Here is a 13,739-nt window from a genome sequence, read left to right on the forward strand (position 1 = left end):
CTATTTTTTCTTGACGCCCATCAATTCTAACATACGGTATAAGCCTGCCAGATACCCATTGAGTTTGATGACGGGTTCTACAACATTCTCGCCCAGAAATTCTGCTGTGCCACGCAGGTTGTTGACTGTATCCGTGGTGGCCTTGAGGATTGGGCGAACCTCATTTTGCAACAGATTGATGAGACTCGCCAATTGCACCACAAGTATGATCAAAGCCACGCCGATGACCAACGATTCGAGAACGACAACGATAATGAAGACATCGCGGATTTTATCGGTGGGGGTGCCGGGTTGAAGCAGGAAGTAGATCGATACTCCAAGCAGTATCAGTAAAATTACCGCGCCAATGCCGACGCCGGTCATTGTGCGTTTCATTTGCGCTTCCTGTTCACGTTGCGCGGCGAGTTCTTCAGGAGTCAAAGATGGTGTGGGGGTGGGTTCTGGTGCAGATTGCGGTGTTGTCATAATTTTATTATAGCATAGCCGTTTAGGTTTAATTCATGCCTAGTAAGGACATTTCATGACGAATTATGTCCGGCCAACCTGTGCTTACTGGACGTGGGTCGTAGCCAAGTTCACGTTTTGCTTTGCTGTTGTCGCCGATGTATGTGACACCTGCAATGATACGCAGTCCCTCAGATGTATATGTTTCGGGTAGAAAACTATCGAAGGGACTTGCTATAACGGACAGAGCCTTGACCAACTGATGAGGAGCCACCATCGGCGCACGTTTTCCGGCAACTTTGCTGGCGAGTATGAACATATCCGCCACTTTATATGGCTTGCCACAGATCATATACGACTCTCCAATCTTGCCTTTTTCCATCGCAAGGATGTGGCCTTCTACCGTATCATCTACGTGAGCCCAGCACAGTTCGGTTTGGGTCGGTACCATGGGGAGTTGCCCCTTTAGAAGACTAATGATGTTAACCCGTATTGTGGATGTATCACCGGGACCATAGATCGCTCCGGGCATGACGACAACGAGGGGGAGCCCTTCTGCAATAAATTCTTCTGCGATCTTGTGTGCAACTGCCTTGGAACGGTCGTACTCGCTGAGATGTTGACCATTAAAGTGATAAGTCTCATCTACAAGTTGGCCGTGTGTGTCTGAGTTGATCGCCAGTGTACTGGTATAAACCCCTTTGGGGATTTTCAACTCCTGCATCAGCTCAAGCACATTACGAGTACCCTGAATGTTGACCGCTTCGCCACCGCTTTTATCGCGTGTGCCGACTTTGTACCAGCCTGCAACATGATAGACGCCATCCACGCCGGTCATCGCTTCACGCATGGACTCTTTGTCCGTTACATCCCCTTTGAATAATTTCACACCAATGGCTTTCAGTTTATCGGCCTTTTCAATGTTTCGCACCGATGCATGGACCGTATGTCCCTGCTCGCGTAATTTCTTTGCCAGTACACCGCCAACAAACCCGGTGGTACCTGTGATGAAGTACTTCATCCGTTATCTCCTGTAACTTATTCTTTTCGTGATTTGCCTTGACAGTCGAAGATGTGTCAGTTATTATAACACAACCGACCGTTCGGTAGGTAGGAGCGCCTATGACCAGACAAGACATTCTCGAAGCCGCTGCGCAGATCTTTCGTGAGAAAGGTTTTCATGGCGCGTCCATGAACGATATTGCCGAAGCAGTAAATTTGCAGAAGGCAAGCCTGTATCATCATGTAGCATCCAAACAAGAGATACTGCTCGATATTCTCGATCAAGCCTTGCAACTTCTGCTTGACCGAATCTCCTCCATCGCCACTCAAAACACCCCTGCCGATAAGAAATTGCGGTTGATGGTTCGCGAATACATGCAGATTCTTGCCGAGAATGTTGACCTTGCGACCGTTCTTTTGTTTGAACATCGTGCCCTCGAGCGCAGACAACATGCACGGCACGTTCCCACTCGTGATCAATTTGAATCGCTTTGGCGCGATGTCCTTACTGAAGGTGTCAAGGCGAAGTTGTTTCTCTGTGAAGATATCCCTCTCACGGCACGTGCCCTGCTCGGTCTTATGAACTGGACGATCACATGGTATCGCCCCGACGGCGAAAAGACCATCGAGCAGATCGCTGATGATTACTCGAACTTGTTGCTGAACGGATTGCTCAAATGAGTGCGCAAGCCACGTACGCCTTGTTTGAAACTTCGGCTGGGTCCAAGGTTCATCGGATACCGCTTCAGGCCTTCCCGAAGTTTTGGGTGCACGCATATCTTATTCAAAACAATGGAAGCAATTATCTGATCGACACCGGCTCTGGCACAGACACATCCCACGAAGATCTACTCAACGGCTTGAAACAAGCGGGACTTCAGCCTTCAGACCTAACCCACATACTTCTCACGCACGCTCATATTGACCACTACGGCGGGCTTACCAAACTCAAGCCCCTTACCGATGCGAAGGTTGGATGCCACGAACTGGATGTGCAAACCATTGCGCATCATGATGCAAGACTGGCTCTTACAGGACGTCGCCTCGCCTCTTTCTTAACTGAAACTGGTCTCACTAAAGAAGAAGCTGATTCACTCGTCAACATTTACCGTTTTACCAAAGCTTTGTACCAATCCATCCCTGTGGACTTTGTGTACGACGAAAATTTTTCAGCGTTGGATATTGTCCATTTGCCGGGACATTGCCCAGGTCATGTTGCGATGCGACTGGATGATATTGTTTTCTGCGGCGATATGGTTGTGGAAGGCGTCACGCCGCATATTGCGCCTGAGTCTATTAATCCTTATGGTGGTCTCGATCATTATCTTGATTCGTTGTCGCGTTTTGAAGCATGGGCAAAAGGCGCACGCCTGATCTTGAATGGACACGATGATGTCATAACAGATCTGCATGCTCAAATTGAAGCAACTCGCCAGAATATTATTCGTCGTATGAGTAAGGCGATCCATGCTTTGCAGGAACCTCTTACGATCTCCGAAGTGTGCAAAGCGGTGTACGGCGAAATGAGTGGATATAACCAATTGCTTGTCATTGAAAAGACAGGCGCGTATGTTGAATACTTGTATGAGCATGGCATGATCGAAGTTGTCAATGTGGACGAGCTTGAGCAGGGGAACCCCGCTCGTTACCGCCGCTTGAAAGATATTCCAGATTCCGAAATCCTTCCCAAGGAGACAAATCATGTACTCGTTTGATCCAACCGAAGAGCAACAAATGTTGATCGATGCGGTGAATAAGTACGCGGTTAATGATCTGCGTACTGCGGCACATGATGCCGAAGAAAGCCGCGAACTGCCAAGGAAGCTTGTGAGTAAGGGCTGGGAGATTGGTTTGTTGCAGGCGTCCATCCCTGAAGCGTATGGTGGTTTCGGCGAACGAAGTGCCGTCACAGGTGTGTTGGCGCTCGAAGAGATGGCGTTTGGCGATCTGGCTGGCACATTGGCAGTGATGACGCCAAGTCTTTTTGCGATGCCAATTTTGCTTGCAGGGAGTGAAGAGCAGAAGAAAGAATATCTGCCAAAGGTCATCGAAGGTGATTGGGCCCCGTACACTTCGGCTCTCATCGAATATGCTTTTGATTTTGACCCTAACGAATTGAAGACAATCGCAATCCTCAAAAGTGATGAATACATTCTCAATGGAGAGAAGGCTTTTGTCCCATTTGCAAAGGATGCGAAGATGCTCATCGTGTACGCAAATCTTGATGGGCAGACGCAGGCCTTTATTGTCCCGAAAGATGTGGCGGGATTAACTGTCAGCGATGAACGCGAGAAGTTGATGAGTCTCAACGCGCTTCCGATGTATCGAGTCAAATTGGATAATGTCAAAGTGCCCGCTGTAAATCGACTCGGTGGCGCTTCCGGCATGGACTTTGAATTGGTCCTTGCTTCGATGCGCGTTGCTACCGCTTCAGCCGCGATCGGCGTGGCAAATGCGGCATTCGAATACAGCATGAACTATGCCAAGGAACGTGAAGCCTTTGGCGTGAAGATCGCGCAAAAGCAAGCCATTGCCTTCATGCTTGCCGAAATGCGGACTGAGATCGAAGCCAGCCGTTTGTTGACATGGGAAGCCGCATGGAAACTTGATCAGGGCCGTGAGGATGCCGCGAATGAAGCGTATCTCGCGTACACCGGCGCCGCTGATATGGCGATGATGGTCACTGACCGTGCGGTGCAAATATTGGGCGGTCACGGTTACATCCGTGAACATCCCGTTGAGATGTGGATGCGCAATGGACGAGGTTTTGCCACCTTTACTGGGCTGGCGATTATATAAAGGAGGACGAGATGCCAATCGAATTTGAAGCCCCCAAACCGATCACACAAGTGCAGTTCATGTTGAAGACTGTCGGCGAAGAGATGATGAGGTCGAAGTCACGTTACTTCGATGAGAACGAGCACGAGATTCCCTGGGATTACATTGAATTCATGCACACAGCCATGAAATCCTTGGGAGTTGGTTCACTGGCGCCACCAAAGGAAAAGGATAACGGGCATAATGGTGATGAGAAAAAGGAAAAGCGGCCGCCAATTGCTTATCAGGTATTAGCCTCGCAGATCGAAGCGCTTGCTTGGGGTGATGTAGGTATGTATCTCATTACTCCGGGTGGCGGGCTTGGTGCCGCCGCAGTACAGGCGGCAGGGACTCCTGAACAGCGTGCTAAATTCCTTGCCCGTTTTATGGAAGAGAAGCCCACATTTGCGGCGATGTGTATGACCGAGCCGGGAGCGGGTTCGGATACATCATCTATTCGAGCACGAGCTGTATTGGATGAAAAGACAAATGAATGGGTGCTCAATGGTGAGAAGATCTTTGTCACTGGTGGCGATAAGTCTTTCACAGAATATGAAAAACTTGGTAAAGGCTTTATCGTTGTGTGGGCGAGCATTGATCCGACAGCTGGTCGTGGTGGGATGCGTGCATTCGTTGTGGAAAGTGGAACGCCCGGTGTAAGAATTGCCAAGCTGGAACATAAGCTCGGTATTCGTGTCAGTGACACGGCGGCGATCTCACTTGTAGATGCGCGTGTTCCGTATGACAACATTCTTGGAAGCCCAACCGTTGAGAAAACGACAACCGGCTTCAAAGGTGCAATGGCAACCTTCGATGCGACGAGGCCTCTCGTGGCGGCGTCAGGTATCGGCGTGGCAAGAGCCGCGCTTGAATTTTTGAAGGAAAAACTTGCAGAGAATGGTGTCCAAATTCGATATGGATTGCCGCGTCAAAAATTGACATCCATTGAACGTGACGTGATCGATATGGAGATCATGCTCAAGTCCGCGTGGCTAATGGTTATCAAGGCGGTGTGGATGGCGGACAATAAAAAGTCGAACGCGTTGGAGGCTTCGATGAGCAAGGTGAAGGCTGGCGACGTGGGCACGAAGATCACGCAGAAGGTGGTCGAGATTTTGGGTCCGCTCGGTTACAGCCGTGAATTCCTTGCAGAGAAGTGGTTCCGCGATGCAAAAATTACAGACATCTATGAAGGTACGGGACAGATCAATCGCCTTGTGGTGGCGCGTCAGATTTTGGGCTATAGCGGGAAGGATTTGAGGTAATTCGAGCAAGACACAACATTGTTGCTCCTGATAGAGTGATAACTTTATGGCTGAAGCGAATGAAGAACACCGTGAATATTTACTCACCGTTCAAAATCAGGTTGTTGATGTCTGTGAAGCGATCTTGTGTGGTGAAACTAGCGTTCTCTTAGGTGCACGAACGTTGAGTAGATTGCATTACGAGTTGTTTAAACAGATTGACGATGACTTTGTGCTTTTCATTGGTATTGACTCAGAGACAGATAATCTGCCAATTGGTGATGAGAGAAAATATTGGAATGAAAAGGTGTTGGTTGAGAAGGATAAAGAGATCGCTGAGTATGAAGCAAGAGTCGGTCATGAAGTATTTGACGCATGCCAGAAACTAATCAATCGTTTTTCTTCTAGATAGATGTGGAAGCAAGGAGTTGATATGAAATATCAAATTCACAAAGCAGTAGTCATCGGCTCAGGGACGATGGGTGCGTCCATTGCGGCGCATCTTGCAAATGTGGGCATCCCTGTGACATTGTTGGATATTCCATCGAAGGATGGCGATAAAAACAAGATCGTCAATAACGGTTGGGAAGCTTGCTTGAAAGCCAAGCCTGCCAATTTGATGTCTTCTGAATTGAAGACATTGGTCAAGTTGGGAAATCTCGAAGACGATTTCAGCGTAGTCGCCGAGGCGGATTGGGTCTGTGAAGCGATCATTGAGAATCTCAAGATCAAACAGGATTTGATGGCGCGTATAGACGAGATTCGCAAGCCGAATACGATCGTTTCGACGAACACATCGGGTATTCCCGTACATGCTATTGCGGAAGGGCGCTCAAAGGAATTCAAGAAACATTTCCTTGGAATGCATTTCTTCAATCCGCCACGCTATTTGAAACTGTTGGAAGTGATTCCGACCAAAGATACGTCTAACGATGTGGTTGAGTTCATCAGTCATTTTGGTGAGTATCGTTTGGGCAAGGGCGTTGTCTTGTGCAAAGACACGCCCAACTTCATCGGCAATCGTGTCGCGTTTGGCACGGGCGCCTTCGGGTTGGACTTCATCATGAAGAACGGTTACACCGTGGATGAAGTGGACGCGTTGACAGGTCCGTTGATGGGGCGACCGAAGACTGCCACGTTTCGCTTGATCGATCTTGTTGGCGTTGACGTATGGGATCATGTCGGTCGCAACCTTGCTCCATTGATTCCGCATGACAAGCTTGGGCAGGAATATCTCAAAGCCGAAGCACCGAATAAGTTGATCTCCACTTTGATCGAGCGTAAGTGGCTTGGCAATAAGACTAAGGTTGGTTTCTATAAAGAAGTCCGTAATGCTGAAGGCAAGAAAGAATTCTTGTCTCTTGACCTGAATACACTCGAACACACCGCGCCGACCAAGCCGCGCTTTGACTCGGTCAAGGCGGCGAAAGATGTCGAGGATTTGGCGGGCAGGCTCAAGGTCATGTTGGAAGCGGATGATAAGGCGGCGACTTTAGTCAAAGCGTTGACGTATCAAAGTTTCCAGTACGCATCGTCTATTATTCCCGAAGTCGCGGATACAGTGAAACCAATTGATGATGCAATCCGTTGGGGCTTCATGCACGAGGCAGGTCCGTTCGAGATGTGGGACATGCTCGGCGTGAAAGAGACGGTGAAGCAGATGAAAGCCGCGGGTACCCTGCCGCGAAATGGGTGAACGAGATGTTGAAGAGCGGCGTCGAGTCGTTCTATCAATATAAGAACGGTGAGATGGTTGGCGTGTATGATGCGGTCAAGGGCAAGTATGCAAAGCTGAAAAAGCCCGAAGGTATGATCGTTCTGAAACAGCAAAAGATCGTGGCGCAAAACGCGGGTGCAACTTTGCGCGATATGGGCGATGGCGTTGCGTGTCTTGAGTTTCATACCAAGATGAATTCGCTCGACGAAGACATCATGAACATGACGACTGAGACTTTTGAGCATCTCAAAAATTTTGATGGGCTTGTGATCGGCAACGAAGCTGAAAATTTCAGCGCGGGTGCGAACCTGTTTATGATGGTGGTCGGAGCGCAACAAGGCATGTGGGATATGCTCGACGGTGCGGTGCGTAAGTTGCAGGATACGAACATGCGCATGCGTTATTCGCCGAAACCGATCGTGGTTGCACCTGCAGGTCTCACGCTCGGTGGTGGATGCGAGATCACGATGCATGCGTCGCGAGTCGTCGCCGCGGCAGAAACCTATATCGGACTCGTTGAACTCGGCGTGGGTGTCATCCCTGCAGGCGCGGGCACGAAAGAAATGCTGCGTCGTATTGTGAACCCAGTGATGCGAGTTGAAAATGCCGAGCCACTTGCCGCGTTACAAAAAGCATTTCTGCAAATGGGTCAAGCGAAGGTCGCTACCAGTGCCGAAGAAGCGCGCGGTATGAATATCATTCAACCCTCCGATCGCATCGTGATGAATCGCAGTCACTTGCTTGCTGAAGCGAAGAAGGAAGTTTTGCACATGCTCGCCGCTGGATACAAACCGCCCGCGCCCGAGCTCATCTATGCCGCGGGTCGTGATGCGCTTGCTGCCATTCGCATCGGTGCGTGGATGTTCAAGGAAGGTCAATACATCACGCAATACGATCATCATGTGGCGGGCAAACTCGCGTATGTTATGTGTGGCGGCGAACTTACAAAGCCTACGTGGGTGAGTGAGCAGTACATACTCGATCTCGAACGTGAAGCGATTCTGTCTTTGTTCGGCGAAGAGAAGACGCAAGCGCGCATGTGGTCCATTTTGCAAACGGGCAAGCCGTTACGAAATTAAGGAGATGACAATGAAAGACGCAGTAATTGTTTCTGCAGTACGGACTCCCGTAGGCAAAGCCAAACGTGGAGGACTTGCCACGGTTCGTCCCGACGAGATGTCTGCTACGACCATCCAAGCCTTGCTCAAGCGGACGCCGAATCTTGACCCCGCCCAGATCGAAGATGTGGTCATTGGTTGTGCCTTCCCCGAAGGCGAGCAGGGACTCAACATGGCGCGTATGATCGCGTTACGTGCAGGCTTGCCTGATTCAGTTCCCGCTGAAACGATCAATCGCTATTGTGCTTCAGGAGTACAGTCCATTGCGCACGTTGCGTACGCGATTCAATCTGGTCAGATCGAAATCGGTATCTCAGGTGGAGCCGAATCCATGACGATGGTGCCGATGGCGGGATATAAATTCGCGCCGAATCCGCACTTTGCACAAGACTTGCCGCATTACTACACTAACATGGGACTCACCGCTGAGAATGTCTCCGTCAAATATGGTATCAGCCGTGAAGACCAGGACGAGTTCTCGTTGAAGAGTCATCAGAAAGCAGCGCAAGCTGTCAACTCTGGGCTGTTCGATCCTGAACTTGTTTCGATTGATGTTGAAGTAACGGAACTCGATGGAAATGAGAAACCTGTCAAAAAGAATTTCACTGTGAAGCGAGATGAAGGTCCGCGTGCGGATACAAACATCGAAGCGTTGTCCAAACTCAAACCAGCCTTCAAGGAAGGTGGCGTTGTCACTGCGGGCAATTCATCGCAAATGTCCGATGGCGCGGCGGCGGTGATGGTTATGTCTGCTGAGAAAGCCGCTGAACTTGGGTTAACTCCGTTAGCGAGATTTGTCTCGTTTGCGGCTGGAGGCGTACCGCCTGAGCTGATGGGCATCGGTCCCATTGTGGCGATTCCCAAAGCCCTGAAACTTGCTGGATTGACGCTCAATGATATTGACCTGATAGAATTGAACGAAGCCTTTGCCGCACAATCGCTCGCAGTCATTCGTACATTGGAGATCGACGAGAGCAAGGTCAACGTCAATGGAGGCGCGATTGCCCTCGGTCATCCGCTTGGATGCACGGGTTCAAAATTGACAACTCAACTCATCTACGAAATGGGTCGCCGCAAATCGAAATACGGAATGGTCACGATGTGTATTGGTGGCGGTATGGGTGCCGCAGCGATCTTTGAGAATTTACAGAATTAACCACGTAGGGGCAGGGCTCAGACCCGCCCCTACAAAACATTACAAGGAGAAATAATTATGCCCCTCACAGTATCACAACTCATGGAGAAAATGCCCGGAGCGTTCGTCCCTGAAAAGGCACAGGGAGTGAAAGCCATCATCCACTTCAAGTTTACGGGAGACGAAGCGGGTGAATGGAATGCGTCCATTGCGGATGGTAAGTGTGCCGTGTCGCAGGGCGCTCCCGCCAGTACGGCCACAATGACCCTCACGGCTGATTCGGGAGATTACGTCAAACTTTTCACGGGCGAATTGGATGGTATGCAAGCCTTCATGCAGGGGAAGCTCAAACTGGGCGGTGACCTGAACCTTGCAATGAAGATGATGAGCATGTTCAAGATCAAGTAATTACTTGTAGCGAATCAAAAAGACTCCTGCAACAGGAGTCTTTTTGATTCAGGCATTACTAAAAAACGGACAACACTGAAAAAATTGCGAACGAAGTTAGGCACATGGTGATTACAGCGAATACTGACGTAACGGTCCCTGATGACCTTGAGCGGATCCAGCCTGCGAGGCCGATAGCGACAAGAAACACATAAACAGCTCCCAGCAGTACAAGTACAGCAATCGCGCCAAGTGTGTCCAGTTCGGTGATGACGCGGTTTTGTTCAGCTGTTGCCGCAAAGGTCAAAACAAATACGATCAACGAATATAGGAACATCACCGCGGATGCGGCAAAGGTCAGGATCGTGGCAGTGGTTAGCTTGCCATCTGAATTTGTTGAAAGCAATTGGATGACGGCAGATATTGCGAAGCCAGCCAGAACACCAGCCAATGTTGCCAAGGCACCTGCCTCAGCCAGATAGTTCTCTACGGTCATAAGGTCTCCTTTTATAAAACAACACTAAAATATTTTTCCAGCAACGAGTGATATTCCTCTTTGGACTTGACAGGACTCTCAGTGCGTTGTCCGTTTTTCGTAACGATCAGTTTGTCCTTCTCAAGTGATACGCGTCCATCGGGTGTGGCGCGGCTGATAATGCTTCCGCGCGTAAAGCTCGATTCGGGCGATGTTTGGTGATACAAACAAGTAGCCTCGTATTCTTCTGGGAACTTGTGGGGTTGCAGGTCAAAAAAATATTGACGCTCCCACGCACCATTATAATTTCTTTGCCAGACGATATTGCCGTTCTGGGCTGGCTCAATACGATAGGCACGTAATCCTTGTACTTGTTCGTTGAGATTTTCAATGGATAGCGGCTCATTAAACGAATCGCCGAAGCCAACATCTGCTAACCATCGCTCAGACTCATCCGGAGCCTGCACCAGCAATGCGAGGTGATCGAAATCCACTCCTGGATTTCCTTCACGGTCAAAGACACGGGCGTTGAGATAGGTGACATCAAAGTCAATTTGCTTCAGCAACCATGCGAAGAGCCCGTTGAGTTCGTAGCAAAATCCGCCACGTTTATTGACTATGAGTTTTTCCCAGATGGCTTCCTCGTGGATGTGGATTGGGCGTTTCAAGCCAATATCCAAATTCTCAAAAGGAACACTTTGCATGTGCGCGGCTTGTAACCCGCGTAAAGTTTGAGCGTCTGGTTTTATAGATTCAACAAATGTAATACGATCCAAATAGGTGATAATGTTCATTTCAACGCGATTATAACGGTCGTTGTGTTGAATTTAAGATATAAGTTACAATCATTAATAACAAGGTCTTTTAGTGTTATCAAGATGGAGTTCGTATGTTTAAGCGTCCTACTGATATCCCATCCATTCAAAAAAGTTTTCAAGATATACGAGCGCTTCTAATGAGCGCAACAGCAAGCCTTGCCAAAGTTGGGGGACAGGAAAGTGCAAATATCATCCGCGATGTAAGTCGTATTGTGCAATCATTGGTTGATCTGGAGCAGGCAGTTTCCGATCAATTGAAAAATAGGGAGACTCAGCTTGGGGCGTTGATGGGCATTGGACGAGCAATCAATTCCTCATTAGGGTTGAAGCGCGTGCTCGAAGAAGTCATGGATACGTTGATCGGGTTGATGCGTGCCGAGCGCGGCTTCCTGATGTTGCGAGAACCCAGCGGAGAGTTGAGAGTACGGATCGCACGCGGGATCGATCATGTCAACCTGGATGAAGAAGCGTTCAAGGTCAGCGGGACAATTGTGGAAAAGGTGGCGGCCTCAGGCGAGGCGATCCTAACCACGAATGCACAGGAAGACCCACGTTTTGAAAATCAAATGAGTGTGGCCGCATATCAATTGCGCTCGATCTTATGTGCGCCGTTGAAGATCAAGAACGAGTTGATCGGCGTGATCTATGTGGATAATCGCGCGCGTTCGGGAATCTTTCAGGAACGCGAGTTGGGTTTGATCCGTGCGTTTTCAGATCAGGCCGCTGTGGCGATTGATAATGCCCAATTGTTCGATGACTTGCAGGAGAAGAACAGGGAATTGGAAGATGCATATCAGGCTACGTTGGAGGGTTGGGTCAGCGCGCTTGATATGCGTGATAAAGAGACAGAAGGGCACACACAACGCGTTCGCATTTTGACGGAGCGGTTGGCTAAATTCATGGGCGTGAATGATGATGACTTGATCCACATTCGACGTGGGGCGTTGTTGCATGATATTGGCAAGATGGCGATCCCTGATGGGATCCTTTTGAAGCCAGGGCCGTTGACAGATGCAGAGCGGGACTTAATAAAACAGCATCCCGTATATGCATACAATATGCTCAAACGAATCGACTTTCTGCTCCCCGCGATCGATATTCCTCATTATCACCATGAACGGTGGGATGGTTCGGGTTACCCTGAAGGATTGAAAGGAGAAGAGATTCCTTTTGCGGCCCGTATTTTCCCTGTGGTCGATGTGTGGGATGCGTTGGCATCAGAGCGCCCGTACCTCAAGGGTTTGCCACCTGAAGAAGTGCGTGAGCGCATCAAAGCGGGTGCAGGGAAACACTTTGATCCGCAGGTTGTGGAAGCATTTTTGCAGATGAACGACACATCTGTTTGATGATTTGTAGGGGCGGGGTCTCCCCGCCCTTATGATTTTTCTTCTGGGGGCTTTACAGCGCGGAATTCACGAAACAATAGCAGATCATAAACGATTTTCAAGCCGCCGCTCAATATGAATGGGACACTTAATAATGCAGGTATAGTGAAGAATAAACCAGTTAACATCGGGGAAATCGCCGCGCCAATGGAGCGCGCAATGGCAGTGACGCCCGAAGCAGCGGACCGTTCGTCGGGGTCTACAACAGCCATCGTGTACGATTGACGCGTAGGCACATCCATTTGAGAGATGCTAAAACGTAAAAGTAAAACGCCAATGGCGAGCGGCAGGGTTGGCATCAAAGGCACGAGGATCAACAAGATGTTTGACGGAATATGAGTGAAGACCATTGTGTTGATCAAACCGATCTTGTTTGCAATGCGAACCGCAAGTAACGCTGAAACGCCCGCGAGAACATTAGCGCCAAAGAAAATACTTCCGAGTGTGCCTGCGTCCACGCCGAAACGCACATGGAACCAATACGCCATCATGCTCTGCACGATCAAACCACCTGCGAATGCGTCGAGCGCAAATAACGAGCTGAGTTTAAAAACCACTTTGCGAGAGCGATGCAAGCCGAGTACACGTTTGGTCGTGTCGGGTTGTGTTGTCACCTCGATGGCATGCGATAGGTTGAGAAACAAGACCAATAAAATAAAGCCACCGAATGCATATCCCATCAATACAAGGCGATATGACTCAAGCGCTGTCCAGCCGTTGTCTTGTAATGCTTGCGCCAACCATCCACCCGTCAGTGCGCCCAGTGCAGTGGCAAATGAACCTACCAGGTTGTACCAGGCAAAATACCCTGTTCGTTTTTCGTTCGATATAAGTTGTGAAAGGCTGGCTTGTTCCACAGACAAAAACGGACCGATCTCATTTCCGCTTGGGCTGATGACTCCGATGACCGCCGCGATGATTAATAGGATGTAGTTCCGCGTCAGGACGAAGCCGAGGCCTGCTCCTGCCATTAGAATGGCGCCAACAACCAGAGTCTTTTTTCGCCCGAATCTATCTGCGGATGTGGTCAACCACAATGAGATTCCTGCATCGCCGATGAGCGTGAACGTGAACAACAACCCGATCTGCGATTCGGTGAGTCCCGTTTCGATGAGATATAGCGCCAATATGACGGAGAGAAATCCATAACAGAAGAGACGGATGATGCGTGTGGAGAAGAGAAGACGAATGTCCATT

13 protein-coding genes and 1 pseudogene are annotated in these 13,739 nt (G+C 49.4%); 9 read left to right on the top strand and 5 right to left on the bottom strand.

Translation table 11 applies throughout. The features are described 5' to 3' along the window. Together IPP66_16015 and IPP66_16020 are read right to left on the bottom strand one after the other, a co-directional pair. Positions 1 to 465, bottom strand: coding sequence for a hypothetical protein (locus IPP66_16015; protein ID MBK9926779.1), 465 nt, complete (start codon positions 463 to 465; stop codon positions 1 to 3). A gap of 28 nt (positions 466 to 493) precedes the next feature. Beyond that, positions 494 to 1,465 carry an NAD-dependent epimerase/dehydratase family protein gene (locus IPP66_16020; GenBank protein ID MBK9926780.1) on the bottom strand — a complete coding sequence of 324 codons (972 nt, stop codon included), beginning with the start codon at positions 1,463 to 1,465 and terminating at the stop codon, positions 494 to 496. A 101-nt stretch (positions 1,466 to 1,566) separates the two neighbouring features. On the opposite strand from IPP66_16020, the gene IPP66_16025 reads away from it, so the two are divergent. The 8 genes and pseudogenes from IPP66_16025 to IPP66_16060 all read left to right on the top strand — a co-directional run bounded on the left by IPP66_16025 (position 1,567) and on the right by IPP66_16060 (position 9,885). Then, positions 1,567 to 2,127 carry a TetR family transcriptional regulator gene (locus tag IPP66_16025; protein ID MBK9926781.1) on the top strand — a complete coding sequence of 187 codons (561 nt, stop codon included), beginning with the start codon at positions 1,567 to 1,569 and terminating at the stop codon, positions 2,125 to 2,127. Beyond that, a complete protein-coding gene (locus IPP66_16030; protein ID MBK9926782.1) occupies positions 2,124 to 3,161 on the top strand; it encodes an MBL fold metallo-hydrolase in 1,038 nt (345 codons plus the stop codon). The genes IPP66_16025 and IPP66_16030 overlap by 4 nt, the downstream gene beginning before the upstream one ends. Next, on the top strand, positions 3,148 to 4,245 hold the full coding sequence (locus tag IPP66_16035; GenBank protein ID MBK9926783.1) for an acyl-CoA dehydrogenase family protein: 1,098 nt from the start codon (positions 3,148 to 3,150) through the stop codon (positions 4,243 to 4,245). The genes IPP66_16030 and IPP66_16035 overlap by 14 nt, the downstream gene beginning before the upstream one ends. 11 nt (positions 4,246 to 4,256) lie before the next feature. Then, entirely contained in the window at positions 4,257 to 5,528 is a 1,272-nt protein-coding gene (locus IPP66_16040) for an acyl-CoA dehydrogenase family protein (protein ID MBK9926784.1), read from the top strand. Between the two features lie 46 nt (positions 5,529 to 5,574). Continuing rightward, positions 5,575 to 5,919 (top strand): hypothetical protein, encoded by a 345-nt coding sequence (locus tag IPP66_16045; GenBank protein ID MBK9926785.1) that lies wholly within the window; start codon positions 5,575 to 5,577, stop codon positions 5,917 to 5,919. A 21-nt stretch (positions 5,920 to 5,940) separates the two neighbouring features. Beyond that, positions 5,941 to 8,303, top strand: a pseudogene (locus tag IPP66_16050) (enoyl-CoA hydratase/isomerase family protein). 10 nt (positions 8,304 to 8,313) lie between these two features. After that, the gene (locus tag IPP66_16055) at positions 8,314 to 9,498 is read left to right on the top strand and encodes an acetyl-CoA C-acyltransferase (GenBank protein MBK9926786.1); all 1,185 of its coding nucleotides are present in this window, start codon (positions 8,314 to 8,316) and stop codon (positions 9,496 to 9,498) included. 57 nt (positions 9,499 to 9,555) lie between these two features. After that, the gene (locus tag IPP66_16060) at positions 9,556 to 9,885 is read left to right on the top strand and encodes an SCP2 sterol-binding domain-containing protein (GenBank protein ID MBK9926787.1); all 330 of its coding nucleotides are present in this window, start codon (positions 9,556 to 9,558) and stop codon (positions 9,883 to 9,885) included. 58 nt (positions 9,886 to 9,943) lie between these two features. On the opposite strand, the gene IPP66_16065 is transcribed toward IPP66_16060, so the two are convergent. Beyond that, positions 9,944 to 10,360, bottom strand: a complete 417-nt coding sequence (locus IPP66_16065; protein ID MBK9926788.1) for a hypothetical protein — start codon at positions 10,358 to 10,360, stop codon at positions 9,944 to 9,946. An 11-nt stretch (positions 10,361 to 10,371) separates the two neighbouring features. After that, positions 10,372 to 11,133: an arylamine N-acetyltransferase gene (locus IPP66_16070; GenBank protein MBK9926789.1), complete on the bottom strand. Its 762-nt coding sequence runs from the start codon at positions 11,131 to 11,133 to the stop codon at positions 10,372 to 10,374. Positions 11,134 to 11,228: 95 nt separating this feature from the next. Between IPP66_16070 and IPP66_16075 the strand changes: the two genes are divergently transcribed. Further along, positions 11,229 to 12,503, top strand: a complete 1,275-nt coding sequence (locus tag IPP66_16075; GenBank protein ID MBK9926790.1) for a GAF domain-containing protein — start codon at positions 11,229 to 11,231, stop codon at positions 12,501 to 12,503. A 29-nt stretch (positions 12,504 to 12,532) separates the two neighbouring features. Here IPP66_16075 and IPP66_16080 read toward each other — a convergent pair whose 3' ends face one another. Beyond that, positions 12,533 to 13,738 carry an MFS transporter gene (locus tag IPP66_16080; GenBank protein ID MBK9926791.1) on the bottom strand — a complete coding sequence of 402 codons (1,206 nt, stop codon included), beginning with the start codon at positions 13,736 to 13,738 and terminating at the stop codon, positions 12,533 to 12,535. Position 13,739 lies beyond the last annotated feature (1 nt).

It is taken from the genome of Candidatus Defluviilinea proxima, from assembly GCA_016721115.1.
GTDB lineage: Bacteria > Chloroflexota > Anaerolineae > Anaerolineales > Villigracilaceae > Defluviilinea > Defluviilinea proxima.

Bases quoted from the DNA above. Each gene is read 5' to 3' on its own strand.
- IPP66_16015 (MBK9926779.1), bottom strand. From the start codon at position 465: ATGACAACACCGCAATCTGCACCAGAACCCACCCCCACACCATCTTTG.
- IPP66_16020 (MBK9926780.1), bottom strand. From the start codon at position 1,465: ATGAAGTACTTCATCACAGGTACCACCGGGTTTGTTGGCGGTGTACTG.
- IPP66_16025 (MBK9926781.1), top strand. From the start codon at position 1,567: ATGACCAGACAAGACATTCTCGAAGCCGCTGCGCAGATCTTTCGTGAG.
- IPP66_16030 (MBK9926782.1), top strand. From the start codon at position 2,124: ATGAGTGCGCAAGCCACGTACGCCTTGTTTGAAACTTCGGCTGGGTCC.
- IPP66_16035 (MBK9926783.1), top strand. From the start codon at position 3,148: ATGTACTCGTTTGATCCAACCGAAGAGCAACAAATGTTGATCGATGCG.
- IPP66_16040 (MBK9926784.1), top strand. From the start codon at position 4,257: ATGCCAATCGAATTTGAAGCCCCCAAACCGATCACACAAGTGCAGTTC.
- IPP66_16045 (MBK9926785.1), top strand. From the start codon at position 5,575: ATGGCTGAAGCGAATGAAGAACACCGTGAATATTTACTCACCGTTCAA.
- IPP66_16055 (MBK9926786.1), top strand. From the start codon at position 8,314: ATGAAAGACGCAGTAATTGTTTCTGCAGTACGGACTCCCGTAGGCAAA.
- IPP66_16060 (MBK9926787.1), top strand. From the start codon at position 9,556: ATGCCCCTCACAGTATCACAACTCATGGAGAAAATGCCCGGAGCGTTC.
- IPP66_16065 (MBK9926788.1), bottom strand. From the start codon at position 10,360: ATGACCGTAGAGAACTATCTGGCTGAGGCAGGTGCCTTGGCAACATTG.
- IPP66_16070 (MBK9926789.1), bottom strand. From the start codon at position 11,133: ATGAACATTATCACCTATTTGGATCGTATTACATTTGTTGAATCTATA.
- IPP66_16075 (MBK9926790.1), top strand. From the start codon at position 11,229: ATGTTTAAGCGTCCTACTGATATCCCATCCATTCAAAAAAGTTTTCAA.
- IPP66_16080 (MBK9926791.1), bottom strand. From the start codon at position 13,738: ATGGACATTCGTCTTCTCTTCTCCACACGCATCATCCGTCTCTTCTGT.